The following is a 26,493-nucleotide window of genomic DNA, read 5'->3' on the forward strand; positions in this document are numbered from 1 at the left end:
TTCTTGCCTAATCCTATTCGGCGTGCATATAATTAGCACATCAATATTAGCGTTCAACGGAAAGGACGGTGAAGCATGAATGATTTCGTCTCCTCCCCCCTCTGATATTTCTACGAATCTACAAGAACTGATTCATTTAATTCATCAACATGCGTCTTCGGATGGTACGTTTGTCTCGTCTGTGCCAGGACTTTATTTCAGACGTGCAAGCGATGTGTCGGAGCTAAATCATACGGTCCATATGCCCTCCCTGTACGTGGTTGCACAAGGCTCAAAGACAGCAATGCTGGCTGGAGAAAACTATGTGTACGATCCAACAACTTACATGGTCACATCAGTTCAGCTTCCCGTAACTGGTAAAATAACTCAGGCCTCGTCAGAGCTCCCTTATCTAAGTCTTCAATTATCCATTAGTCCAGACGTCATTTTGGATATTATCAAGAAGAGTCCTCCTCAATGTAACGTAAAGACTGGACGCGGCATACTGGTGAGCCAATTTGACCCTCTGCTGCTTGATGCGCTGCTTCGGCTTGTCAGACTTTCGGATACGCCTGCGGATATTCAGTTTCTTGCGCCGCTTATCACGCACGAGATCCTTTATCGTGTATTACAAGGTGAGCAGGGAGCTTTAATCAGGCAATTTGCCGTAGTTGGCAGCTATGCACATAGCATCTCCAAAGCGATCCATCTGATAACCCGCGATTACTCTAAGCCTCTTGTGATCGAAGAATTGGCGAAGGAAGTAAACATGAGCGCCTCTTCCTTACACAAGCATTTTAAAAAGGTAACGGCTATAAGTCCTCTGCAGTATCAGAAGACCATTCGACTGCAGACTGCACGCCGCTTGCTGCTCTCGGAGGGAGTGGAAGCCGCCAATGCAGGCTTTCGCGTTGGCTATGAGAGCCCTTCGCAGTTCAGCCGGGAATATGGACGCATGTTTGGGCGTCCACCGATGAGTGATGTTAAACATTTGCGCAATTCCCTTAGTGTCTCAGTTGATTGAGAGATTCTTCGGGTGATCCGTGGAGGAGGCCCAGAGCAAGTTGTCTTTGGTCTGGTCAAAGAGGATATATCACACCAACGGAAGTTCGTCGAGCCGTTCGTAAATCAACAATCCTTTCTCTTTCGCCACCCTTACCATTTCATCGGCACCCTGAGAGGGTCCTCCAACTCGAAGCACGGCGTTACAGCAATCAAGCAGGCGAATGGAAGACGGATGAAAGATTCTGTTAAAAGTCTCGTCTCCCAAAGCAGTGGAACCAGCTGTCGCGATAAGGGGCAAAGCATACCACTCCCCCAGCACCGGCATATGACCAGCCTCGTAAACTTGAAGAGCAATTTCATTCATGTAGTTGACGTTCTTCTCAATTAATACATGATCATCATTCGTTCCAGATCGATACGGGCCTGCGATAAGGATATGAAGGGGTTTCGATTTCACTTTTAAGAGACCCTTGATCTGAGCGTATTGGAGCAGCATTATTGTCTTGGCGTCACGAATCTCGCCGCTTTCGACCATGTTTAGCACTTGAGCAAACGGAAGTTCCATTACTTCAATGTTTTCCTGCTCCTCCTCAAGGCCACCACCGTCACCCGTTGTCATATCTTCACTATACTCGGCTACATAGAAGTGCAGGATTTCGGTTACGGAGCCCGGTGACATATAGGCCTCGCCAACTTTCTGCACACGGTCGATACGGTATCCCGTCTCCTCCTCCGTCTCCCGAAGAATACCTTCTTCCGGTGTTTCTTTATCGAGTAGTCCTGCACAGGTTTCGATAAGCATCCCAGTTTCATTGCCGTTCCTATAAGTAGGCATCCGGAACTGTCTGGTCAGTACAACGGTTTGTTTGTGCTGATTATAGAGCAGGATCGTTGCGCCGTTGCCGCGATCGTACACTTCACGGGATTGTGTCTCCCATTGTCCATTATTTTTTTCGAACTCGAATGTGACCTTATTTAAGATGTACCAGTTATCCGATAGAAGCTCCTCTTTTACAATCCGTACTCTTGGGTGATACTGTTGTGACTTCATCTCATTTCCTCCCTAGAAAGATTCCGTTCTCTTTAGTCATTTCGAGAGTTCCGTTCTGCTGCAGAAGCCGATTGACGTGGTCTCGAAACTTGTCAATAGCCGCTCCGACAAGTCGCTCTCTTGCGTTCATCGGAGTCGAGATTATATATTCGATCAGGGGTTCCGCTTCGTCGACCAACAGACAGTCCTCGTATCGAAGCAACCGAAGATCGGAAAAGCAAGAAGACAGCAAGTCCCCTCCGTTATCCAGGTGGAACCGTTTAATAGCATGATCCAACACATGAAGCTCAGGATCGAACGAAACCGCCAAGTGTTCGACCTCTTGTAGGTGTTGAGTGCTCATTGTAGAGGTGCATACTATACCTCCTTGCTTTAAGATACGGTGCATCTCGCGGATTGCTCTAGGGATGTCCGGCACGTGGTACAGCATGTTGTTAGCGATAACCATATCGAATTGCTCTTCATGGAATGGGATCTGTTGCGCGTCAACAGATAAAAACTTAAACTGCGGATTGTTGCTTCCCAAGCGACAACGTGCTTCTTCCACCATCCCGCTTGACATATCGGTAAGCGTGATACGCCAGCTGCTTGGAATTCGTTCGGCGTTTCTTATCCAAAAGGTCCCGTCGCCGCAGCCCAACTCGAGAATGTGGGCTCCCGGTTGCACCTCCAGTTGTTCAAAGATCCAACGATGCCAGCCTTGGGGATTCGTACTGTACTTGTCGTAAAGATGTATCCGCGTTTGCAGGCGGTTCGCCGTCCGATATTGCTCCCCCCAATTTTGCTCACTCTGCACGGTTTGAATAACATCCGCCAAATGGTTCCAATCGGAGCCATAAGCCGACATTTCCATAGCATCTCGTATTGCATGTACTACGTGCTCTGTATGAGCAATTTTCTTTTGTAAAACATCGAGTTGTGCTTGCAACGAGTGTCTGATCTCTCCGTTGGATGGCGACTCTGCATCTAAAATGTCCATTATTGTTTGAAGCGATAACCCTAGATACTTCAACATCTGAATTCGCTGTAGTCTTTCCATATCTTTCATGTTGTACAGTCTTATGGATCCAGTGCGATGACCTCCTGGACTCAGAAGTCCAATTTGGTCGTAATATCGCAATGTCCTGACCGTTATCCCTGTACGTTTGGCAAGCTGTCCTGTCGTCAGATAGTTCTCTTTGTCCATCCATTGCTCACATCCAATTGATTGCTCTAGCATGTCGTTCTCAGTCAGTATAGCAAATGACGTAACGTCACCTTCAAGAAAAATTTATGCAATAAGAAACAAGAGAAAACCACCCTAGCAAAAGGTAACTTGGTAGTTAGTCACGAATATCATGTAATAAAAATTCATCAGCTCTTCATGGAGGCTACTATGAAAACTTTCATTTACATGGTGAGACATGGCGAATCACCGAAGACGGAAGGAAATGAAAGAACAAGAGGTTTGACTGATAAAGGCAAGTCAGATGCTTTTCAAATAACTGAATTATTGAGAGGAGAGGGGATCGAGGTTTTCGTTTCAAGTCCATATCAACGGGCAATCCTAACCATTCAAGAATTAGCTCAATGCTCAGGACAAGAAGTTTTAATATTCGAGGATCTTAAAGAAAGAATTTTTTCTAGTGAAGATAACCGAATCCCCGATGATGAATTATTCCCTTTGTTAGATAAGTCATTTTCTGATCCCAACTTTGCTTTAACGGGAGGAGAGTCTAATGCAGTTTGTCAGAACCGAAGTATAACAGTCTTAAAGGAATTGCTAAAAATCTACCGAGGACAGAAAGTCGCATTAGGCACTCATGGAGCTGTAATGACTTTAATGATGGAGTATTATGACAAGCAGTATGATTTGAATTTTTTACTACACACATCCAAACCAGACGTATACAGAATGGAATTCAATGATCAGGAATTAGTTGAGGTAAAAAGATTGTGGAACATGCCGTAATAGTTTGTGAGGAAAAGGTATAAGGACTATTCTTCAAAGAGAGACCACCCTTAAAAAAGGGATGGTCTCTCTTCAAAATTTTTCTTTTATAGCTATTGCGGTGAACCGTTAAGCAAATCTTCAGCTATTTTTACCAGGTCTTCTTTGCTCAGCGGGCTGTCCTGGTTATCAGATATGTTGTAGTGTAACCGTCTTTTTTCATCGAGCCATCCCAGTCGATTTTTTCCTACCTCCAAGGGCTTGCTTGTTTCGCTTGCTCTGATGTAATAGGCCTTGGTTCCTTTAATCATCAGTTCCTCAGCCGAATCCTGTTCATTTTGCATCACGGTCGTCTTTGTGACTTCGGGAGCGTATTTGGTGACGGCGATATTTACATAGTCATTTCCTCTCGCATACCGGGCGAGGGTGAAGTCTGACTTGTCCCAGCTCAGCTTTTGAATAAACAGATTTTCACCTTTCGGTGCAGCTTTAGCCTGTTGCGTCAGTTTATCCGTTAAAGCCCGATATTCCTCTTTGTTCATCATCCCAGGATATGCAGCGACTGGGTAGACGTATCCGAAATCAAACCGGTAGCCATTCGGCAGATGAGTGGGACTATGCAACAGCGGAGCTTCTGTCCGCTTGATTTCATCCTGCAGACTGCTGAAGCTAGAAAGTTCAGTCGGTTTGTAGGCAAACAGGACGGGATTAGACGAATTTTGTTGATTCATAGAATCGTCCTTAACGTAATAGGCGGCATACTCTCCAGGCTGTAGACGGTCTGTCACCTCTTCGTTCCACTGTGTGTAGGTGGTTGTATACGTTTTGGAAGCGTCCGTTTCGGCTGGTGTTTTGGCGGTATTTAATACGACATCGCCTTTACTGTTACGGAATTCCAGATATTGCGAAGCGGCGTATCCAGTCACAGAGGCGCTCAATACAAAAAGCAAGATCATGATAGGAGCGGTGATGCGCGGCTGAAGACGCATTTTTACAATGAGTCCCTTTTTGGATTTCGCCTTTTGGTAGACCTGTTCCATCACTTTATCAGAGACGTCAAAAGCTTGGATTTTTAGGACACTCTCTGGTTCTGTCAGCATGTCCATGTTTTTTAAGCCTCTGTCTTTTAGATCGGTGTATTTCAGGCCTTGTTCCTGAGTTCTGTCTTGTAATTCACGCATTTTGGGTCCTCCTCTATGGGCTCCATCATTTTTTTGAGCTTTGTTTTTGTTCTGCCGTATTTTTTCTTGATCGCTTCCTCGCTTTTGTTCATAATTTCCCCGATTTCTCCAAACGATTTTTCTTCAAAAATGCGCAACACCAACAGGTTTCGCTCCTCTGCATTCAGTTGGTCCAATGCCCGGCTCAGCGGTTCACTGAAAAGCTGACGTTCCATAACCTGCGCAGCACTGTCTGAAGTCATGTTAGTTGAGGTGAACAGGGTCATTTTAAATTTGCGCTGTAGTTTCTTCCTGCGAATCAGGTTTAGGCAGTGATGATAAGCCATTTTATACAGCCAGGAGGAGAAGCCCACTGTGGGCCTGTACATACTAATTTTCTCGAAAGCACTAACGAAAATATCCTGTACGGCCTCTTCCGCTTCCTGCTCACTGCCTAATATCCGCCAGCAGTACACAAAAATCTGACGCTGATACTCCTTTACAATGTAGGCGTAATCCTGGATCTCGCCAGCTTGGACCCGTTTAATTCTATATTCGATTTCCTCATTCAAAGATTTAGGCACCCCCTCTGATTAAAAAGAAAACTATGTCTGTATAACAAATGAAGAGGACCGAAAGGGACACCTTTTCTAAAATTTTTTAAGTATTAATCAACTCTCTAAGAGAATACGATAAAGCAGAACAATTATCACCAACGTTGTTGATTTCATAGAGCTTGAATTTTTATTGTGGAAATAAATAGAATGATGAAATATACCTATCAAAAAAGTGAAAATAGATTGTAAAGAAAAAAGGAGATGGAAAATGGGGTTTTATGATAATAGAGAAAATGCTTTATTCCGCACTCTTCAAGAGCAAGTCATAACATTCAAACAATGGGGAGCTAGCATAGCTGAAAAACATGGAGAATGGGAAACGAATTATCTTTATTGGGATAAGCTTTATAATGCTGTTGAGGGAGTGTTAGAACATACTTCATTAGCTGAATGGCAGACAGAAGTTTATGAACTGATCTTATATACACTGGCAAGGGATAATGAAGTTGAGAATGTATTGCAGTTGTTAATTGTACAACCCAAAATATTTTTGTCTTTAGCCTACAGTGCAATTACATACTCTGATTACGAAGCCAGATGGCAAATAGCCTATGGATTAGGTGAAGTAAAAGGAATGAGGGATGAAGTAAATAGTCTTTTGTCTAAGCTCTCGAATGATGAGCACGAATATGTCAGAAGAAGGGCATTAATTGCATTGCAGAAAAAATGGAAAGATGAATTAAATGATCAAGAGGTAAACTCGGCAGTCCCGCCCGTATAGCTAACGATAGCCATCGGCTATGCTGGGCGGGATTGCCTCACCCTCTTTAATGCAGCGTATCTTCTACTTATTCCCTTTGCGTACCTTTAACAGCTTACCCTTTACGGTCGTATTCTTCATAATCTCAAGCACCAGTGGACCTTTACCATTCAGAATCTCAACATCTGTCGCATAATCCAGAATCGTAATGATCCCGATATCATCTGCGGTGACTCCGTCAAGCTTAGCGATGGTCCCCACGAAGTCGACAGCTCTAAGTTTTTTCTTCTTACCGCCGTTAAAATTCAGCTTCATAATCTGTTGGTTTAATTGCTCGCGCTTATCTTTTTTGAGTGCGGTTTTTACATGCAGTTTCTGCTCAAAATCTTCTCTACGGAGATCAACAGCCTCTTCTGAGGGGGCCTTTACCTGCGGAATCGCGAATCCAATATATGCTTCAATATCAGCTAATCTTCTGCCATCCTTAGGAGTGATGAGGGAAATGGCTTTCCCCGTTTTGCCAGCACGTCCCGTACGTCCTGTACGGTGAACATAGCTTTCCTTTTCAAGGGGAATATCGTAGTTAATGACATGGGTGATATTCGTGATATCAATCCCTCTGGCGGCAACATCTGTCGCAATCAAGTAACGGAATTGACCCCTTCTGAATGCATTCATTACCTCAAATCGCTCGTCTTGCTCCATGCCACCATGAATGCGATCACATGGATATTCGAGATCAGCCAATGCTCTGAATAATGTATCTACATTCTCCTGCGTACGACAGAAAATAATGCAGCTGTCAGGATTCTCAACAATGAGCAGATCTTGCAGTAGTGCCAGCTTGTCTGACTCCTTCACCTGAATAAGAGAGTGATCAATTGTGGCGGTCGTTATACCAGTCGCTTTAATCTCAATTCTAACAGGATCTTTCATATATTTACGTGACAGTGTGGCTACATCCTCAGGGAAGGTAGCGGAGAATAACATGGTAACCCGGTCACTAGGCAGCGCTTGAATAATCGACTGGACTTGCTCGATAAAGCCCATATTCAGCATCTCGTCAGCTTCATCAATCACGAGGTAGGCAATCCGATCTAACGATAGCGTGCCTCGTTCGATATGGTCCAGTACACGTCCTGGCGTACCTACAGCCACATGCGTTCTTTGTTTTAACTCAGCTTTTTGGATATGAAAAGGATGTTTTCCATAAAGGGGTGTTGCTTTTATCCGCTTAAAGCGTCCAATATTCGTGATGTCTTCGGTGACCTGTAACGCGAGTTCACGGGTTGGCGTCAGGATTAAAGCTTGGGGCTTATTCTCATTCCAATCTACTAGCTCACAAATTGGAATACCATATGCTGCTGTTTTGCCGCTACCTGTTTGCGATTTGGCGACAAGATCCTTCTTCTCAAGCGCAACAGGAATAACTTCCGTTTGAATCTCTGTTGGCGTCTCATAGCCCAAGCTATTGAGCGCTCTTACAATTTCTTCACTTAATGCGTAATCTGTAAAATGCTTCTGACTCATTTTCAACCTCTTCTGCGCTGTATTTGAATACCAATACATATATAATGTCATCGTGTATCGAACTTATACTCATCTAGTATACTCTATATCCAGGCTTACTCTAATACATATCCATGTTACTGTTTGTCTAATCGTATCCTTGGAGCGTTTAACGAAGGGCTCGTCCATTTTCTCGTGTATGGTATCTGATGTGTTGGTCGACTGAGCTATTTCGCAATTTAACGACCAACAAACTTTACCCCATATGGATCTACGTTGAACAATTTCATGGAGAATTACTTATCTTCAATTGTATCGGCATTTCCATATCCGCATGCGTGAAAACATGTGTTACGCATAAAGGGCACCAATTAGGTGCCCTTTGAACTGCCGTTAGCGCGGAAAACCGTATCAAAAGTATTGTTACGATGAAAAGTGAACCCAATCTCTCCCTTGGACAGCATCCATTTCTTTAAAGAAAATTTGAGCGCGTTTATTCTCAGTAGAAGTTATCCAGGTCATATGAGCATATCCATAATTTTGTGAGTACTTTTGACATTCTAAAAAAAGCTGTGATTCTACTTCTGTATCTCTAAATGGTTCCAATACAAATAGGTCGTTCATAACGGTGATTTTGTCTGCTTTCATCGTGCTAAAGGTAAAGAATAATGTAGCAAAGCCGATTAATTCTCCATTTTGTTCCGCCACAAATTGTATACCGTTTTGCTGCTCAAAAAGGGTTTGAATCAAATTATGAATTTTTTCGATAGGTGGCCTAGGGTTTTGATAAAAACCAACGATGTATTCATACATTAACTCGGTTAAATTGTTTAAATCATCAGGCTTAGCGTTTCTTATTAAAAATGACATTAGATGTACTCCCTTTTCATTAGTTTTGAATTAATATACATCGTAAAGTATATATATGCAAAATTAAGATCAGTGAAAGAATCTTTTGAACTCATGCAAATGCGAAGAAGTATGTAATATGAGCGCAACAAAGGCTGCCGAGGAAATGTATCCGGCAGTCTTTGTTGCGCTGAGGGACATGTGCATCGAGAATACACCCATTCGTTAAAATTGAATTTACTCCGAATTACTTAAGAAGTGTAAGTGTCACCTCTATCGTGTTATTAATAAATGATCGTTCTGGACGAGATTTTATCATTACGGTCAGTCCAATTAACGATACGACTAGCGCCTGTGATACAGCCTTCGCATTGAGCCCGATCTCAAGCTCACCTGATTGTATACCTCGTTCAATGGTTTCTTGAAATATAACCGATAGGTACATTTGATGTTCCCTTGTAAGAATTTCAAATTTCTCATCATGAGGTGCAAGTTCAACCATTGTATTGATGCAAAAGCATCCTTTTCTAGGGTTTTCTGTATATTCCTCATCTACCACACCTTCAAAAAAAGCTCGAAATGCTTCTTTTACAGATGGTTTGCTTTGAAGCTTGGCTCGGATCAGAGAAGCACGGGACATCATGTATTTGCGCAGCGCAGCTTCGAACAATTCTTTTTTGCCTCCAAAAGTGGAGTATATACTAGGTCGTTGAATTTCCATTCTGGAAGTTAAATCACTCAGCGAGGTAGCTTCATATCCCTTCTCCCAAAATATTTGCATTGCTGCATCTAATACTTTATCTTCGTCAAATTCGCGGATTCGTCCCATAATCAATACCTCTCATTGCTCGTAATTTTATTCTTAACTCAATAACTCTGATTATAATTGTCAGGGTTTTTTATTTGCGTACCAATTAGTATGTTATTATCTTATAATTAGCCCGTTATATTGTCAAATGCAGATTGGTTTATCGCACCAAGGAGATATCAGTATGAGGATAAAACAAAGTATTTTTACTATATTTATTGACAGTATTCTTTTTAATGAGTTATATTTACTGGGAAAAATATATTACCGATCGGTATGATATTTTATCGGTATTTAATTGCATACAAAGAAAGCTATTAGAATAGGAGAGATGGACCATGGAGATAGGTATTACTTCGTTTGTAGAAACAAAGCCTGACGTCCAGACAGGTGAAGTGATAAGTCACGCACAGAGATTGCGCGAAGTTGTTGAGGAAATTATCCTTGCTGATCAAGTGGGACTTGATGTGTTTGGGGTAGGTGAGCATCATCGGCAGGATTATTCGGCATCTTCACCAGCAATTGTGCTGTCAGCGGCTGCAGCGCAGACGAAACGGATTCGGCTGACCAGTGCAGTCACAGTGCTTTCTTCAGCTGATCCCGTTCGCGTTTTTCAGGATTTTGCTACGCTGGATGGTATTTCGAATGGACGTGCGGAGATTATGGCGGGCCGAGGTTCCTTTATTGAATCTTTTCCACTGTTTGGCTATGACTTGGAAGACTATGATGAGCTGTTTGAACAACATCTGGAATTGCTCCTTAAAATACGGGAGTCCGAAAAAGTAACCTGGAAAGGCGGACATCGGCCAGCGATTAACAATTTGGGTGTGTATCCACGGCCGGTTCAGAATCCTTTACCGATATGGGTTGGCAGCGGGGGCAGGCAAGATTCTGCTATCCGTGCAGGTCTGTTAGGACTGCCCTTGATGTTGGCGATCATTGGTGGAAATCCGATGAATTTTGCACCGCTTGTACAGCTTTATAAGAAGGCAGCAGCGCACGCTGGTCATGACGAATCGCAGCTTAAGGTTGGATCGCACTCGATAGGATTTGTTGGAGAGAATAATGAACGAGCTGCAGATACATATTTCCCTTCTACGATGGCAGGTATGAATAGATTAGGCAGGGAGCGGGGCTGGGCGCATTATGATCGTTCTAGCTACGATGCCGCGCGCAGCTTTGAAGGTGCGCTGTATGTTGGCGATCCTGAGACTGTTGCCCAGAAGATCATTCACCTTCGCAAACATGTAGGTGTTACACGCTTTATGCTGTATGTTCCGTTAAGTACAATGCCGCATGCCGAGGTGATGAAAGCCATTGAGCTGCTGGGAACAGAGGTAGCACCCCGAGTTCGGAAGGAAATAGCCCAGTGGGAAGCGGAGACGGAGAAAAGATTATAAAAACCAAATATAGGAGTGATTCACATGGATTTTGAAAATCGTTTGTACCCAGAATTTAGGTCGGTAATTGCACAATTTCCTGGATTTCAACTGGAAGAAAATTTAGAACTGAGCAGAAGCTATTTGTCGAGTTCTCCCATTGAGCAGTCGGAGCACGTACGCACGACAAGCCGGATGATTCCGAGCGTAGCAGGCGAGATATTAGTCAAAATCTACGAACCTGCCCAGCGAACTGACGTTAGGCTTCCGGCCATGCTGTGGATTCACGGGGGAGGCTATGTGATGGGGCATCCTGATATGGACGATGCTTTGTGCGAACGCTTCGTGCAGGCGGCTAAATGCGTCGTCGTATCGGTCGATTACCGACTTGCTCCCGAGCATCCCTACCCAGCTGCCATCGATGACTGTTATGCCGCTTTGATGTGGATGACCGACGAAGCTGAGCTGCTGGGCATCGACTTAGATCGAGTCGCAATTGCCGGAGCAAGTGGGGGCGGCGGTCTAACCGCAGCACTTGCTTTAATGGCTCGTGACAAAGGCGGGCCAGCCCTCATCTTCCAAATGCCGCTGTATCCGATGATCGATGACCGTAGTATTACGGCGTCAAGTCATGAGATTACGGCCGATAACGCACCATGGAACCGGAAGAACAACTTGGCGGCCTGGAACATGTACTTGGGGGATCGCACTGAAGACACCGAGGTGTCGCCATACGCTGTGCCGTCGAGAGCGAAATGCTTGGCTGGGCTACCGCCGACCTATACGTGCATAGGCCAGCTCGATCTGTTCCGAGATGAAACGATCGAATATGTAGCACGCCTTGCCCGAGCGGGGGTGGACGTCGAATTCCATCTGTATCCCGGCACATTCCACAACTTTGAGGGGATGGTTCCGCAAGCAGAAGTAAGCCAACGTGCTAGCCAAAGTTATGTAGATGCAATTGCACGAGCCCTTAATTCTTAAACTATTAAATGGGCAGTCTCCAAAGTGATATGCTTCCAAAAAAGTAGACAGGTTAAATAATAAAACTTGCTACTGTAAGGGGAGCATATCACTTTTTGCAGTAATCTTTTTTGTCGTTTGATACGAGGCTAGATTTTAACCGAAACGATGTGTTAAAGGAGCATCAGGTGTTCAGTCGCCCCGCAATGATGTAAAGTTTTTCGGGTAAAATCTTTACTTTTACATGTAGCGGATAATAACCTTTCATTCTTATAATTGGAAATGTAAGCGATTTATTTAGAGGCGAGGATATTAAAAAACTATACGTATGAGGAGGAGATTGTATGTCGAAATTTAAAGTGGGCAAGTTGGTAAGCAGCTTGGCGTTGGCGGGTGTGTTGTTATCATCAGTTCTGATAAACCCGGCTAGTGCCAGTATGGCGAACGGTGGCAAATTCCTCGGGAATATCATTGCTGGAAGTGTCCCTGCAAGTTTCGGAACGTACTGGAACCAGGTGACGCCAGAGAATTCGACCAAATGGGGGTCGGTTGAAGGCAGTCGTAACAACATGAACTGGTCGCAGGCGGATACCGCCTACAATTATGCCCGTAACAATGGCTTCCCGTTCAAGTTCCATACATTGGTATGGGGTGCTCAGGAGCCAGGTTGGATTAGCGGACTGTCGGCTGCTGATCAGAAGGCGGAAGTGACCCAGTGGATTAAAGCAGCAGGTCAACGCTATCCGAATGCGGAGTTTGTAGATGTGGTGAATGAGCCCCTGCATCAGAAGCCATCCTTCCGCAATGCCATAGGAGGTGACGGATCGACCGGATGGGATTGGGTCATATGGTCATTCCAACAGGCCAGACAAGCTTTCCCGAATGCCAAGCTGATGATTAATGAATATGGAATTATCAACGATCCCTCGTTAACCGACCAATATGTCAATATTATTAATCAGCTCAAGAGCAGAGGCCTGATTGACGGAATTGGTATTCAATGCCACCAGTTTAGCATGGACACTGTTTCAGTTAACACGATGAACACTGTACTGAACAAACTGGCGGCAACAGGATTGCCAATCTATGTGTCGGAACTGGATATAACTGGCGACGACAACACCCAGCTTGCCAGATACAAGGAGAAATTTCCGGTATTATGGAAGCATTCCGCGGTGAAGGGAGTTACGCTCTGGGGATACATTCAGGGGCAAACCTGGATATCGAATACACATCTGCTGAACTCGAACGGCACGGAACGCCCCGCGCTCCAATGGCTGAGACAATATGTGCAGAGTTAAACTATAGGTGGCACTTAAAACCCAACAGATGCGAAATTTTTCCAAATGTCTGGGCTGGGTAGATGTTTATTTGACGAAGTCTTGGCTGAAATGTTATACGCCCAAGGCTTCTTTTTATTTAGCTTAAACCTAACGTATCAAAACCTAATCCAACTCAATTAGGCTTACATACCCAATCCATAACTTTAACCCACTTGAAATAAAACCGTCTGGACGGTATAGTAAAGAGGGGTGATCAATATGAATACAACTAAAAAAACATTAAAAAGAGAATTAATTCTTAAAGCGGCCTCCATGATTGTGCACGAAGAAGGAGTAGAGAAGTTAACGTTAGAAGCGGTGGCTAAGAAAGCGGGAATAAGTAAAGGAGGATTGCTTTACCATTTTCCGAATAAGGATGAATTGGTTTTGGGAATGGTTGAGCAACTATCGACCAGCTTTGTCTCCGAATTTAATGAGAGAGCAGAAAACGATATGCATTCCAAAGGAAGATGGACTCGCGCTTATATGAATACATCATTTTCTGGCGATCGGAATGCAAGTGACCTGTATACCGCTCTTTCAGCAGCACAGTTTACGAACCCTCAAATGCTAAAGTTACTTCAGGACGAGTATGAGAATATCCAAAACAAAATTGAAAACGACGAATTGGATCCCGTTCGTTCCACGATAGTCCGATTAGCTATAGACGGCTTGTGGTTTGCCGAAATGTTTGGGCTTGCTCCTCCTAATGAGGAAATGAGGCAAAAAATGATGGAAGAATTGAAGACATATATAAAGGAGAATGAATAATGGCTTATCTTTTCTTGGCAATCTCTATTGTTGGTGAACTTATTGGAACTTCAATGCTTAAAGCTTCAGAAGGTTTTACCAGATTGTATCCGACTCTATTCACAATTGTTGCGTTTGTGATCTCTTTCTTCTTTATCTCTCTATCCCTTAAGACGCTTCCTTTAAATATGACTTATGCCATCTGGTCAGGTGTAGGGGCTGTTGCTACAACGCTTATTTCAGTATTGATTTGGAAAGAAAAAATCAATACAGGAAGTATCGCAGGTATTGCTTTAATTGTTATTGGCGTGGTGGTACTGAACCTATTTGGTGCAGGACATGGTGAGGCAAAAGCTACAACAGAAGCAACGGGTTCAATCGTTCAAAAATGAGATAAAGATTTTCGGACCGAGGATATAAACACGCTTGAAGGCATAAGGGCATTCGTCGAGAAAGTTCTTGTGCCGCACGGCGTGAGGGTATGAATTTTTAGTCATTTAAATTTTTTTGATTGAATTGCAGATATAATAAGTCTATAATGTCGATTGTAGGGTGTTTCATATTTACCACCATACGGAAGCAAGGTGTAGATATTAGTAGACTTTAAAATCTAATTAGTAGAAGGGAAGTCTAATTAATGACCCAGTCTTTATTTGATCCCGAAGTATGGAAGGCTGCTTGGATAAACGATCCGGAAGCTGGTGTAAATCGAATGCTTAGAGCGGGAACGGTACCGGCTCATTCGTTTGATGATATGGCAAGGGCAAGAAGCTTCCACAAGCAGGCATTTAATGAAGAGGGAATAAAAAGAACAGCCAGAATTATGGGATGGCTAAGGACACAGGGAGTTACCATTAAAGACTCCTCTATCCTAGATATTGGTGCTGCCTCGGGTGTCTTCAGTATTCCTTTTGCAGAGGAAGGGGCAAATGTTACTGCCGTTGAGCCCTCAGGACCGTTGACAGCCTTAATGGAAGAGAGTATTAAGCCATCGATAAAGGAAAACATTAAAATCGTACGGGAACAATTTGAGGAGTTATCTATTGAGACGAACGGATGGCAAAACAAATTTGATCTGGTGTTTGCATCCATGTGTCCAGCCATTTTCGGTTGGGAAATGGTAGAGAAGGCGCTCGCCTGTGCCAGCCAGTTTTGTTACATCAGTACGAGTGCTGGGCCTAAGGAGCATAGTCTGATTCAGGAATTGCGCCCTGTAGTCGGAATAAAAGAGGACCTAGTACAAACGTCAGATATGGCATATATCATCCAACTATTAAATATATATGGCTACTCTTTTCAAACCCTGATTACTCGTGAAACCCAAACGGTAATGATGTCGGTGGACGAGGCGGTAAAACATACATTAGGCTGGTTCTCATTCTTCGGGATGCCAACAGATGAACAGTCGCTACAGAAAGCAGAAGCCTATTTAAGAGAGACGTACGTAGGGAAGAGAATCCCTGTTCAGCAAGGAGGACGCTTTGGTAAAGTTCTGGTCCGTATAAAGAATCAGCACATGTATTAATCGTTTTGTCATGTAGCTTCTATTTATTCCCCTTGCCCTTCAGAATCTCAACGTCTGTTACATAATATAGACACAAGAGCATTGTGGGGAAAATGTATTCAAAATAAGAGCCCTAATGAAGGGAAGAACCACTTCATTAGGGCTCTGGAGATTTACTACGGCTATGGATCACTGCCAGTTTGTGTGAAAGAATCCTGCTAGATCACTTCGTTCATAAGTATGGGCACCAAAATAATCCCTTTGTGCTTGCAAAAGGTTAGCATTCGAAATGCCTGTCCGGTAACTATCGTAATAAGTAAGTGAAGCACTTAAACATGGAAACGAAGTGCCAGAATTAATACCCTCACAGACAATTTTTCGTAATCCTTTTTGATACTCTTTAACTTTTTCAGCAAAATACGGGGCGATTAATAGATTAGCCAAATTCGGCTGTTCTTGATATGTTTCGCTTATTACGTTTAAGAATTCAGCACGAATGATGCAACCACCACGGAAAATAAGGGCAATATCCTTTAAAGGTAAATTCCATCCGTAAAGTTCAGAAGTCATTTTATATTGTATAAATCCTTGCGCGTAGGCACAAATCTTACCCATATAAAAAGCTTGTCTAATGTACTCAATCCACAAATCTTTATTTAAACTTCGCTGATCAATCCCTGGTCCTGTTAGAATATTTTCTGCATAAACTCGTTCTTCTTTTAAAGAGGAGATGTAACGGGCAAACAATGACTCTGTAATAATGGATGATGGGATCCCATTGTCAATTGCTTGAATGCTTGTCCATTTACCAGTGCCCTTTTGCCCTGTTTTATCAAGAATCACATCGATTAGTGGTAAGCCTGTTACATCATCCTTTTTCCGTAAAATCTCTGCTGTGATTTGGATTAAATAACTTTTTAGCTCCCCTTGATTCCATATTTCAAAGATATCAGCAATTTCATTCACAGATAAACGTAACCTTTTTCTTAAAAATGTATAGGTTTCTGCGATTAATTGCATATCTGCATACTCGATTCCGTTATGTACCATTTTTACAAAGTGACCGGACCCTTTTGGACCCATATAAACACAGCAAGGGTCTGCGTCCACTTGGGCTGCTATTTTTGTTAGAATAGGAGCTGCTTTTTCATATACGTTTTTATCTCCACCAGGCATGATCGAAGGTCCATTTAAAGCCCCGACTTCGCCGCCGGAAATACCGATTCCTAAATAACCGATTCCTTTTGACTTCAATTCATCATATCTACGTTCCGTATCTTTGTAATGGGAGTTACCACCGTCCATAATCACATCGCCTGCTTCAAGGAAGGGTACTAATGTACCTATTACCGAATCGACCGGTTTGCCCGCTGTTACCATAAGGAAGATTTTTCTTGGAGTTTTTAAGGAGTAAACAAAATCTTGAATTTCGTAGTAGGGATGGATAGAGTGACCTTCACTTTTTTTAACAAGATCATCCGTTAAATCCCTCGTATAGTTATAGACAGCGACTTGCTCACCCTTACCAGCCATGTTTAAGGCGATATTACGGCCCATTACCCCTAAACCAATGACACCAATTGTGTTGGACATTTTTTCTGCTCCTTTTATTTGAAATGAATAGGCCGTAGATCCTCACTTATAGGCTTAGAAAATTCTAAGGAAAATAAGTGGGGGATCTACCGCCCGGGAATCATGGTTTATACGAATAAACTTAGTACTAAAATAAATCCTAATCCAGCTACAGAAATAATGGTCTCAAGCAATGTCCATGTTGCAAATGTTTCTTTCATACTTAAACCAAAATATTCTTTAAACATCCAGAAACCAGCATCGTTAACATGTGAAGCTATTAAACTACCCGCTCCCGTTGCAAGCACAACTAAAGCAAGATTAACGTCGGATTGTCCTAACATCGGAATAACTAAACCAGCGGTTGTTAAAGCTGCAACAGTTGCAGAACCTAAGGAAATACGTAATATTGCAGCGATGATCCAGGCAAGCAAGATGGGTGATAATGTAGTTCCATTGAATAATTCAGCCACATAGTCACCTACGCCGCCATTAATCAGTACTTGTTTGAAGGCGCCGCCACCCCCAATGATTAAGAGCATCATCCCAATATGAGTAATAGCCGTTGTACAAGATGCCATTACATTTTTGATTGGAATTTTCCGTGCTATTCCCATGGTGTAGACAGCTACCAGTAAGGAAATTAACATGGAAGTTGATGCATCACCAATAAAACGGATCGCTGCTAGTAAACTGCTATCTTCAAATCCCATTGTTTTTTGAAGCAAAGTAATAACCGTAGCAATAGACATTAAAATAACAGGAAGCATTGCAGTAAATACACTGATACCAAATCCCGGAGTTTCCTCGGATTTAAATACTTTTTGTTCACCTAAAGAGGCAATATTACCGGTTTTCGTAAATGATGCAGGTACGAGTTTTTTGGCAAGCTTAGTAAACACGGGTCCAGCTAAAATAACAGTTGGAATGGCAATAATGAAACCGTAAAGTAAAACCTCACCAAGGTTCGCGCCATATTCACCAGCAATAACTGTTGGCCCTGGATGTGGAGGTAAGAAGCCATGTGTTACGGATAAAGCTGCAACCATCGGAATACCAAGATATAAGATAGAAACCTTTAATTCTTTTGAAATGGCAAATATGATTGGAATTAACAATACTAATCCTACTTCAAAAAATAACGCCACACCGATAATGAATGAAGCAGCTACGACTGCCCATTGGATATTTTTTTCACCAAATTTGTCTACGAGGGTCATGGCAATTCGTTGAGCACCGCCAGAATCAGCGATCAACTTACCTAACATCGCTCCAAGTCCAAAGATTAACGCTAAGTGACCAAGGGTTCCGCCTAATCCGGCTTCGATGGTTTTGACAATTTCCTCTAATGGCATTCCAAGTGCTAAAGCGACGCCGAACGATACAATGATTAATGAAATAAAGGTGTTCAATTTGAAGCCCATTATTAAAACTAATAATGCTAAAATTCCAATCGCTACGATAACTAATGGCATTGTAATTACCCCCTGCTTTTTATCTTTTTAGTGTTTAATTAAGCTTCTTTGATAATTGGAAATCCGTGTATAATCGTCTTCTAATACTCTGGATAGATTAATGAAAATCGGCAGCAATTTCCTATATTCCTTGGTCGCTTCTTCTTTTGGTGTATGTTTGTTGGTACTGCCAACCATTTCAGAAACGACTTCAAAGGACTGGATTTGTCCAGTGGCATACAAGCCTAAAATACAAGCTCCTAGACAAGAACTTTCGTAGCTTTCTGGAACGACGACTTCAGATGCGAATATATCGGACATCATTTGCCGCCAAACAGCTGACCTTGCGAAGCCTCCAGTAGCTTGGATTCGGGTCACAGGACTGTCCATACATTCGGTTAATGCTAAAAATACGGTGTACAGATTGTAAATGACTCCTTCTAGGGCTGCGCGAATCATATGTTCTTTCTTATGTGACATCGTTAAACCGAAGAATGAGCCACGTACGTCTGGGTTCCATAATGGCGCACGTTCACCAGCGAGGTACGGATGGAATAACAATCCGTCAGATCCTGGTCTTACACGTTCAGCAATCTTGGTTAGTACATCATATGGATCAATTCCTAGTCTTTTCGCTGTTTCTACTTCTGATGAGGCAAGTTCGTCACGGATCCAGCGAAGGACCATCCCGCCATTGTTCACCGGCCCCCCAATAACCCAGTGCTTTTCTGTTAAGGCATAACAAAATATTCTTCCCTTTTCGTCTGTCTGAGGCTTGTCTATAATGGTTCGAATGGCACCGCTTGTCCCGATTGTGACGGCAACTTCGCCTTTTCGTATCGCATTTACACCTAGATTAGAAAGGACTCCATCGCTAGCTCCAATGACAAACGATGTTTGTGGATCGATCCCCATCTTTTTTGCTAAATCCGAATCACAGTTGGTAAATATTCTGGTTGTTGGCACGAGCTCAGATAATTGAGAAGGGGTTATACCAGCAATTTTTAATGCTTCTTCATCCCAATCTAATTTTTCTAGATTCATCATGCCCATGGCAGAAGCTAGGGAATAATCCACTACATATTGATCAAAGAACTTTTTAAAAATATATTCTTTAATTCCGATATACTTTTTAACCTTGACAGCGGTTTCAGGAAGGTCATTCACAATCCAAGCTATTTTTGTTAATGGTGACATGGGGTGAATGGGTGTTCCTGTTCGTTTATAGACTTCATGGCCATTCAGCTCATCTTTTATTTTATGTGCCCACGCTTCACTGCGATTATCTGCCCATGTAATACAAGGCGTCAGTGGGCGGTCATTTTCATCCATCGCAATGACACTATGCATGGCACTGCTAAATGAAACAAACGATAGCTTTTTTTGTGAGTGATGTTTCATTATATTTGAAGTGGCTTGCAGAACAGCCTGAAAAATCTCTTCTGGGTTTTGTTCAGCTGTCGCTATATCCGGGGTATAAAGCGGGTATCCAATATTCTCTTGTTGGATGACTTCGCCTTTTTCGCTAAATAGAACGGCTTTCGTACTTGTGGTTCCGATATCTACACCTAACATATAGTTAGTCATTTTGTTGCACGACTCCTTTAGATAGCATTTGTTGTGACATCCACAGGTCTTCTACTTTACCTTGAACATCATCAAAGTTTTCATGTAAAGACTTGATCATGAGGTCTCTATCTTTTACTTTGATTGCTTCAATATAAAGTTCGTGATTGTTTATAATCCGTGTAAAATCTTCATACTTTTCAGTGAAACGCATACGCATCGACAAAAGAATGAGACTTTCCATAACAGGCTTTAAATTATTCCAGATCATCAGAATATGCGAATGATTGACTACACGAATAATCGTTTCATGGAACAAGACATCTTGATATGAAAACTCATCAGCATCACTATATTTAACGGCGACTTTCATCATTTCGAGTATTTTACTAAGTTCCTTCGCCAAATCATTAGTATCCATCTTTACAAGACGCTCAAATACGAAGGATTCTATGAGCAGACGGACATCATAAATTTCTTCTATTTCTTTTTCTGATAGGCCAATAACAACGGCTCCCATTCTTTCTAATCGAATTATATTTTCGGATGCCAGTATTTTTAACGCTTCACGAATGGGTGAGCGACTTACAGTGAAATCAGCAGCTAGTTTATTTTCGGATAATATGGTACCGCTTTCAATCCCGCCAGAAATAATGCGCATTCTAAGCTCGGATGTTACGCGATCACCAGCAGAGGCTTTTAAAAGCCATTTGGAGGGATATAGGAATTCTGATTCGACCATCATTTCACCTTCTCAATTAATCAAGTATACTTGTATACAGGTATTATAATCTGAAATTTTAAATTTGCAAGCGTATACATTAAATTTGTTTTGTAACGCCTCGATACATAAAATGAAAATTGCATATTAAGACATAGATCCTGTTTGGATCTTCTCATATATAATGCTAGACTCAATACTGATTTCATCTATAGGTTCCAATTGAAGTTCCGATTTTTTGTTCAAATGCACAATCAATTTCGTCTGTTCTTCAATATTTTTAACGTGCGGCAATCGATATAATGAAAGCGTAATCAAAAATTACCCGGGGGGTTAGACAGATGGAAGGATTGACGATCAGTTGGATAGGAGCTCTGGCAGGGCTGGCTATTGCAATTATTCTGATATTAAGAAAGCTGAATCCGGTTTACGCTTTATTTTTGGGAGCTATTGTAGGCGCTTTATTGGGCGGAGCCAATCTGGAGCAGACGATCAGCGTGTTAATAAGCGGTACGCAAAGTGTGATGGGGACGGTCATTCGTGTGCTTGCCGCAGGTGTATTGGCAGGTGTAATGATGGAATCCGGGGCAGCGGAGACGATTGCGCAGGCTATTGTAAAGAAGTTCGGCGGCAGTAAAGCGATACTCGCACTAGCCTTGGCGACGATGATTATTACGGCGGTAGGTGTATTTATTCCCGTTGCCGTGTTGATTGTGGCACCTATTGCATTGTCGGTCGGTAACAAAATGGGGATTTCTAAGCTGGCGCTCCTGTTGGCTTTGTCTGGAGGCGGAAAAGCGGGGAACATCATCTCTCCCAATCCTAATACGATTGCAGCGGCGCGCGGATTTAATCTGGATTTAAGCCACGTGATGTTGGCGGGTGTGGTTCCTGCGATATGCGGTTTAATCATGACTGTTTTGGTGGCATCTATGTTGAAAACCAAAGGTGTGAAGGTGTCCGACCAGGATATCATGGACAGTGATGTCGATACATCGAAATACCCGGCGTTGGGACGGGCGATTGTAGCCCCGCTGGTAGCTGTTATTTTGCTGATGATTAACCCGATTGGTTCCATCTCTGGTATTGAAGCACTTTCGAATTTCAAGGTGGATGCGATGTACATTTTGCCGATTGCTGGGATTGTGGGTATGCTGGCCATGGGACAAGGGCGCAATATCTTGAAGTATTCGGCCTCCGGTTTAAATAAAATGACGGCGACTGTGCTGATTTTGATCGGTGCGGGCGGGATTGCGGGTCTGATCTCTGCCTCCAACTTGTCTGCTCAGGTGGTTGGCCTGATTGAAGCTTCGGGAGTTTCCGGTACATTTTTGGCACCGCTTGCAGGCATTCTGATGGCAGCTGCTACGGCGTCCACCTCGACGGGCGTTATTTTGGCAACAGGCTCGTTTGGGGAAGCTATTCTGAACATGGGAACGGCCCCACTCGCTGCAGCTGTGATGGTGCATACAGGAGCTACAGTCATTGATTCCTTGCCGCAGGGCAACTATTTTCACGTCACGGCAGACAGCATGAAAATGAGCATTAAACAACGGATGGGCTTGATCCCTTACGAAGCTATTGTGGGTGGAACGATGGCAATTGTAGCGACAATCATGTATGGATTTTTACTTTAATATTCACGATGGGGTGAGAAGATGAGAGAGAAAACATTTGTGCTGGCACCAGATTCTTTTAAAGAAAGCATGACGGCTAAAGAAGTGTGTATCGCGATGGAGAAAGGACTGCGCAAGGTCTATCCGGCGGCGAATTATGTCCACGTACCGATGGCGGACGGCGGTGAAGGAACGGTGCAGTCACTGGTGGATGCGACAGGCGGACAGATTCGTTATATCGAGGTGACAGGACCGCTTGGAGAACCTGTAACTGCTGCATACGGCCTGCTGGGAGACGGCACCACAGCGGCAATCGAGATGGCATCCGCCAGTGGAATCCATTTGGTGAACAAGGATAACAAAAACCCGTTAAAGACAACAACCTACGGAACAGGGGAGTTAATCCGTGAATGTCTGAACCAGGGAATTCGAAAAATTATCATCGGCATTGGTGGAAGCGCGACGAATGATGGCGGTACAGGAATGGCGGAAGCGCTGGGCGCCAGATTTCTGGATACAAAAGGCAATACTCTTCCGCGCGGCGGCGGTAGTCTGGGCGAGCTGGCCAGTGTTGATATTTCATCACTGGATGACCGCTTGCAGCAGGTACAACTAATTGTAGCCTGTGATGTGACAAATCCGCTGTGCGGTGAGCATGGGGCATCCCAAGTATTCGGGCCACAAAAAGGGGCAACCCCGGAAATGGTGCAGCAATTGGATGCCAATCTTGCTCATTACGCCGATGTGGTGAAGCAGCAGCTGGGCAAGGATGTGCGCGATCTCCCAGGCGCAGGCGCAGCAGGTGGATTGGGTGCGGGCTTATTAATTTTCACTCAGGCGGCGCTGCAAAAAGGCATTGAAATTGTGATTGAATACACCGGTTTAAAACAAAAGCTCGCCACTGCCGATATCGTTTTGACGGGGGAAGGCGGTATTGATTTTCAGACCAAATTCGGTAAAACTCCTTATGGAGTAGCCCAGGCGGCAAAACAGTCTGGTAAAAAGGTCATTGCGGTCGCAGGTTATATCGGGGAAGGGATCGACACGTTGTACAAGGAAGGGATCGATGCGGTGTTTGGCATCGTGCCGGGGGCCTCGGAGCTCGGTAAGCTGCTGGCCGAAGGGCCGCAAAACGTAGAGCGTACGTGCGAGAATATCGCAAGAGTACTTCAATTGAGCGAGAAATGAACAGATGGAGAAGCGGGTTATAAATATAAAACGGCATCATACAAATACGATATAATACGAGCGCTCGCCTGTAATCCCGAACTTAGCCAAAGCAGGATTGACTAAGAAATTTGGGAGTGACGGCGAGCGGAAATATGGTATTACTGGCGCATGGCCTGGCGTGATACAGCAGTTCATTGATACAGTGCCAATAAGCCGTGCGTAAGCTCAAAAAGCTGAAGGAGATTCCGGGGATCTTTACCGGTTAAGGTATGAATGCGCTTCAGGCGGTATTGCAACGTATTTCGGTGAATATTTAATTCATCTGCGGTAAAGGAGACACTGCCGTTATGGTTAATAAAGCTTCGCAGCGTATCCAGCAAATCCACGGTATCTTCCAGCTTGCTAACCAGATAGATCGTATTCGTCAGGTTCGTTTGACTCAATTTGACCAGAAATTCGACTTCCGCAAAAGAAATTTTTTGCACAGGCGGGCGCAAAGCCAGTAAAACATTCATAGCTGACTTGGCTTGCATATAAACATCCGCTATGTTGTGCTCTTGTCTGCTGACCGTAATCAGCACATCGGGATGGCTGCGCACAAGTGGCTCTAGCAGTTTGTCTGTCGGTTCCTGATTTTGTATTAGGATGAGATAGCAGTCTTCCTCCATACGAAAGGATGGATGCTGCATAAATATATTGGACAACTCGGCTAAATGAGCTGGATCAGTAGGCAGGTACTTTACATATACAGCCGAAGTTTTTAGAAGCAAATCAATGTGATATTGGGCTGCTTCTTTTTTTATTTTTTGCGTGTAGGCTCCCTGATGATTTAACAGCATTTCCAGCACAGATTTTTTGCGGTTGGCTTCGTGGGCCAGATGCTCCAAGGAGATCCGCTGTTCAATCAGGAGAGACACCGTAGTTTTAACAATATTGCAAAAAGGACGTACTTCATCGGGATTGCCTGAAATACCAATGACACCAACTAACTCATGATGAATGACAATCGGTTCATTGGTTCCCTTTTTCTCATAGTGGCCGTCCTGCCACACTTCAACCATTTTCCCAGTTTCGAGCGCCTGAACAGCTCCTTGGTGAATGGTTCCGATTCGTTCACTCTCGCCGCTGCCAATGATGATGCCTCGTTCATTCATAATATTGATATTGTATGGAATATCCTTCATCATTTTGTCTACGATGTCTTGGGCTTGTTTTTCGGAGAGCTGAAACAAATCAGGATTCCTCCTTTATCTATAGTGATATAGTGTGTTTTAATGTACTACCTTTGTGAAAGGGTTTCCAATTTATTGTGCATCTGAACAATATGATAAGGCAGGTCGCCGAGCATGTCAGTCAATTTTATCATAGGTGTGAAATTGCAGCGTATTATGATAATCCATTAAACGATGTTATATATTTTTGTATTGAGTGTAATCTAGAGTATAGTTGTACGCAAAAAAACAGGGCTCATAGGAGCACCTGCTTTTTGTCTATCCTTTTTATTGCCAGCCACGCTGTCTAATGACGGACCTCGCGGAAGCTGTAGATAATATCATGTAGCTCTTTCTTAAAACGACTATATTTAGATGCGGGCGTATATCCGAGCACCTGATAATAATCATTTTCAGTCTCAATAATCGCCACATGGGTGACATAATGGTTCACATCTTTTTGTCCTTTAATCGTAAACTCAATGGCAGGATATCCATGAATCGTTGTGTTAGATGAAGGTCCTACAGTAGAGAGATTAAACTCTTTGGTCATGTTGTATTGAATTTTCTTTGTGTAGTGCTGGAGAGTTACATTGCCCAATTCCTTTTTCGAATTGGATACTACCGCAACGGACTTTTGAATGTACGGATTGAATATTGCAATCTCTGCTTTTCCTTCACGGTCCGGGTCTGTTGACCAGTCCAGCGGGGCCGTGATTTGAAACCGTCCATCTTTACTTACATAGCTTTGCTCTTTCTTGCTCACCGGAACTTCAGGAGGTACGTAACTGTCTGCAAGTATAAAAATAGCATTTACAAACGAGGCTCCCAAGATCACCATTGCGGTAAAAAATATAAAGAGCGAACGTTTCATTGTCTTTTTGCTAATGGGCTCTAAATCCCGTACCTTTACAACATATGTACCTGCAGCTAAATCACCAATTCGTTGTCTTGATGCAGTTACTAACACACTGATACCAGCAGGTATCCCACCCATTAGCAATGGATTGGTGTCTATTAGCCTGAGCAGCGTACGAATGAGTGATTTAAGAAAACCGGGAGGCCTTCCTTCCCCGTTAACCACCTTAATACGAAAGACGAACTTACCCAGCGTATAGCCTGTGTAACCCTCCAAAAGCAAATAATAGCTGAAGAAAGCAATAAGCAGAATACAACGGGATGCAATCGCTAAAGGTAAAAACCATCTGTCCGTTATTTGAATAACAGAAATAAAAAAACAAATATACCCGATTACAAAAAATATGCAATCAAAAACCGTTGCTCCCCACCGTCTAAACAGAGTAGAATTCCCGTATGTTTTTGATAACGCCGCCATCCTGTTTGGATCTACCCCATAATTTTGACCATGCCGAATGTACGTCTGTCTTGAAGTTTCCTGCGGAATGTGTGATATGTGCTGTTCGTCCAAAAAATACACCTCTTCTTAATAATTAAAACACACTCCTTATATTAACGGTCATTTTATAATCCATGTTTAGGAAAACATTCTATAAACAAAGAAATTATTATAAATATCCCTTCCTCTCATTGAACCGCATTCAGGCGCTAGTAGAGCCAGAGAAGGCACAATCCTTGCGTTTGCTTGAAAAAGCGGGCTTTCGGCAAGAAGGGCTCCTCTCCCAATATGAATTTACGT

General features: G+C 43.2%; 24 protein-coding genes. 11 read left to right on the top strand and 13 right to left on the bottom strand.

Going from position 1 to position 26,493, the window contains the following annotated elements:
- Window positions 1-79 precede the first annotated feature (79 nt).
- Window positions 80-1,003, top strand: coding sequence for an AraC family transcriptional regulator (locus tag MHB54_RS13470; RefSeq protein ID WP_023991076.1), 924 nt, complete (start codon window positions 80-82; stop codon window positions 1,001-1,003).
- A 69-nt stretch (window positions 1,004-1,072) separates the two neighbouring features.
- On the opposite strand, the gene nudK is transcribed toward MHB54_RS13470, so the two are convergent.
- Window positions 1,073-2,035, bottom strand: a complete 963-nt coding sequence (gene nudK / locus MHB54_RS13475) for a GDP-mannose pyrophosphatase NudK (protein ID WP_023991075.1) — start codon at window positions 2,033-2,035, stop codon at window positions 1,073-1,075.
- 1 nt (window position 2,036) lies between these two features.
- Entirely contained in the window at window positions 2,037-3,221 is a 1,185-nt protein-coding gene (locus MHB54_RS13480; protein WP_023991074.1) for a MerR family transcriptional regulator, read from the bottom strand.
- Window positions 3,222-3,410: 189 nt separating this feature from the next.
- On the opposite strand from MHB54_RS13480, the gene MHB54_RS13485 reads away from it, so the two are divergent.
- The gene (locus MHB54_RS13485; protein WP_023991073.1) at window positions 3,411-3,986 is read left to right on the top strand and encodes a histidine phosphatase family protein; all 576 of its coding nucleotides are present in this window, start codon (window positions 3,411-3,413) and stop codon (window positions 3,984-3,986) included.
- Between the two features lie 92 nt (window positions 3,987-4,078).
- Here MHB54_RS13485 and MHB54_RS13490 read toward each other — a convergent pair whose 3' ends face one another.
- Both MHB54_RS13490 and MHB54_RS13495 read right to left on the bottom strand, forming a co-directional pair.
- Window positions 4,079-5,146 (bottom strand): DUF4367 domain-containing protein, encoded by a 1,068-nt coding sequence (locus MHB54_RS13490; RefSeq protein ID WP_023991072.1) that lies wholly within the window; start codon window positions 5,144-5,146, stop codon window positions 4,079-4,081.
- On the bottom strand, window positions 5,107-5,697 hold the full coding sequence (locus MHB54_RS13495) for an RNA polymerase sigma factor (RefSeq protein WP_023991071.1): 591 nt from the start codon (window positions 5,695-5,697) through the stop codon (window positions 5,107-5,109). The genes MHB54_RS13490 and MHB54_RS13495 overlap by 40 nt, the downstream gene beginning before the upstream one ends.
- A gap of 253 nt (window positions 5,698-5,950) precedes the next feature.
- On the opposite strand from MHB54_RS13495, the gene MHB54_RS13500 reads away from it, so the two are divergent.
- Entirely contained in the window at window positions 5,951-6,463 is a 513-nt protein-coding gene (locus MHB54_RS13500) for a HEAT repeat domain-containing protein (RefSeq protein WP_023991070.1), read from the top strand.
- Between the two features lie 63 nt (window positions 6,464-6,526).
- On the opposite strand, the gene MHB54_RS13505 is transcribed toward MHB54_RS13500, so the two are convergent.
- The 3 genes from MHB54_RS13505 to MHB54_RS13515 form a co-directional block, all read right to left on the bottom strand.
- Window positions 6,527-7,972, bottom strand: a complete 1,446-nt coding sequence (locus MHB54_RS13505; protein ID WP_023991069.1) for a DEAD/DEAH box helicase — start codon at window positions 7,970-7,972, stop codon at window positions 6,527-6,529.
- A 402-nt stretch (window positions 7,973-8,374) separates the two neighbouring features.
- Entirely contained in the window at window positions 8,375-8,821 is a 447-nt protein-coding gene (locus tag MHB54_RS13510) for a GNAT family N-acetyltransferase (RefSeq protein ID WP_076264598.1), read from the bottom strand.
- Window positions 8,822-9,047: 226 nt separating this feature from the next.
- Window positions 9,048-9,629 (bottom strand): TetR/AcrR family transcriptional regulator, encoded by a 582-nt coding sequence (locus MHB54_RS13515; RefSeq protein WP_028540939.1) that lies wholly within the window; start codon window positions 9,627-9,629, stop codon window positions 9,048-9,050.
- Window positions 9,630-9,946: 317 nt separating this feature from the next.
- Between MHB54_RS13515 and MHB54_RS13520 the strand changes: the two genes are divergently transcribed.
- From MHB54_RS13520 to MHB54_RS13545, 6 genes are all read left to right on the top strand, one after another.
- Window positions 9,947-11,008 carry an LLM class flavin-dependent oxidoreductase gene (locus MHB54_RS13520; protein WP_023991066.1) on the top strand — a complete coding sequence of 354 codons (1,062 nt, stop codon included), beginning with the start codon at window positions 9,947-9,949 and terminating at the stop codon, window positions 11,006-11,008.
- Window positions 11,009-11,032: 24 nt separating this feature from the next.
- A complete protein-coding gene (locus MHB54_RS13525) occupies window positions 11,033-11,971 on the top strand; it encodes an alpha/beta hydrolase (RefSeq protein ID WP_023991065.1) in 939 nt (312 codons plus the stop codon).
- Between the two features lie 323 nt (window positions 11,972-12,294).
- Window positions 12,295-13,251, top strand: a complete 957-nt coding sequence (locus MHB54_RS13530) for an endo-1,4-beta-xylanase (protein WP_023991064.1) — start codon at window positions 12,295-12,297, stop codon at window positions 13,249-13,251.
- 240 nt (window positions 13,252-13,491) lie between these two features.
- Window positions 13,492-14,043, top strand: a complete 552-nt coding sequence (locus MHB54_RS13535) for a TetR/AcrR family transcriptional regulator (RefSeq protein WP_023991063.1) — start codon at window positions 13,492-13,494, stop codon at window positions 14,041-14,043.
- Complete coding sequence (locus MHB54_RS13540) at window positions 14,043-14,414, top strand: DMT family transporter (RefSeq protein WP_023991062.1); 372 nt, start codon at window positions 14,043-14,045, stop codon at window positions 14,412-14,414. Before MHB54_RS13535 ends, MHB54_RS13540 begins: the two co-directional genes overlap by 1 nt.
- 245 nt (window positions 14,415-14,659) lie before the next feature.
- Window positions 14,660-15,547, top strand: coding sequence for a class I SAM-dependent methyltransferase (locus tag MHB54_RS13545; RefSeq protein ID WP_053326461.1), 888 nt, complete (start codon window positions 14,660-14,662; stop codon window positions 15,545-15,547).
- A gap of 168 nt (window positions 15,548-15,715) precedes the next feature.
- Here the strand turns inward: MHB54_RS13545 and gnd are convergent, their stop codons facing one another.
- The 4 genes from gnd to MHB54_RS13565 form a co-directional block, all read right to left on the bottom strand.
- A complete protein-coding gene (gene gnd, locus MHB54_RS13550) occupies window positions 15,716-17,119 on the bottom strand; it encodes a decarboxylating NADP(+)-dependent phosphogluconate dehydrogenase (protein WP_340981653.1) in 1,404 nt (467 codons plus the stop codon).
- Between the two features lie 107 nt (window positions 17,120-17,226).
- A complete protein-coding gene (locus MHB54_RS13555) occupies window positions 17,227-18,573 on the bottom strand; it encodes a GntP family permease (protein WP_023991059.1) in 1,347 nt (448 codons plus the stop codon).
- 27 nt (window positions 18,574-18,600) lie between these two features.
- The gene (gene gntK / locus MHB54_RS13560; RefSeq protein ID WP_209940692.1) at window positions 18,601-20,139 is read right to left on the bottom strand and encodes a gluconokinase; all 1,539 of its coding nucleotides are present in this window, start codon (window positions 20,137-20,139) and stop codon (window positions 18,601-18,603) included.
- Window positions 20,132-20,863 (bottom strand): GntR family transcriptional regulator, encoded by a 732-nt coding sequence (locus tag MHB54_RS13565; RefSeq protein ID WP_340981655.1) that lies wholly within the window; start codon window positions 20,861-20,863, stop codon window positions 20,132-20,134. The genes gntK and MHB54_RS13565 overlap by 8 nt, the downstream gene beginning before the upstream one ends.
- Before the next feature lie 317 nt (window positions 20,864-21,180).
- On the opposite strand from MHB54_RS13565, the gene MHB54_RS13570 reads away from it, so the two are divergent.
- Both MHB54_RS13570 and MHB54_RS13575 read left to right on the top strand, forming a co-directional pair.
- On the top strand, window positions 21,181-22,476 hold the full coding sequence (locus tag MHB54_RS13570) for a GntP family permease (RefSeq protein WP_028540931.1): 1,296 nt from the start codon (window positions 21,181-21,183) through the stop codon (window positions 22,474-22,476).
- A gap of 21 nt (window positions 22,477-22,497) precedes the next feature.
- On the top strand, window positions 22,498-23,643 hold the full coding sequence (locus MHB54_RS13575; RefSeq protein WP_076295176.1) for a glycerate kinase family protein: 1,146 nt from the start codon (window positions 22,498-22,500) through the stop codon (window positions 23,641-23,643).
- A 173-nt stretch (window positions 23,644-23,816) separates the two neighbouring features.
- Here MHB54_RS13575 and MHB54_RS13580 read toward each other — a convergent pair whose 3' ends face one another.
- Window positions 23,817-24,857: a CdaR family transcriptional regulator gene (locus tag MHB54_RS13580; RefSeq protein WP_023991054.1), complete on the bottom strand. Its 1,041-nt coding sequence runs from the start codon at window positions 24,855-24,857 to the stop codon at window positions 23,817-23,819.
- 286 nt (window positions 24,858-25,143) lie between these two features.
- Window positions 25,144-26,265: an RDD family protein gene (locus MHB54_RS13585; protein WP_160788340.1), complete on the bottom strand. Its 1,122-nt coding sequence runs from the start codon at window positions 26,263-26,265 to the stop codon at window positions 25,144-25,146.
- Window positions 26,266-26,493: the final 228 nt, after the last annotated feature.

It is taken from the genome of Paenibacillus sp. FSL M7-0802 (assembly GCF_038004945.1).
GTDB lineage: Bacteria > Bacillota > Bacilli > Paenibacillales > Paenibacillaceae > Paenibacillus > Paenibacillus polymyxa_B.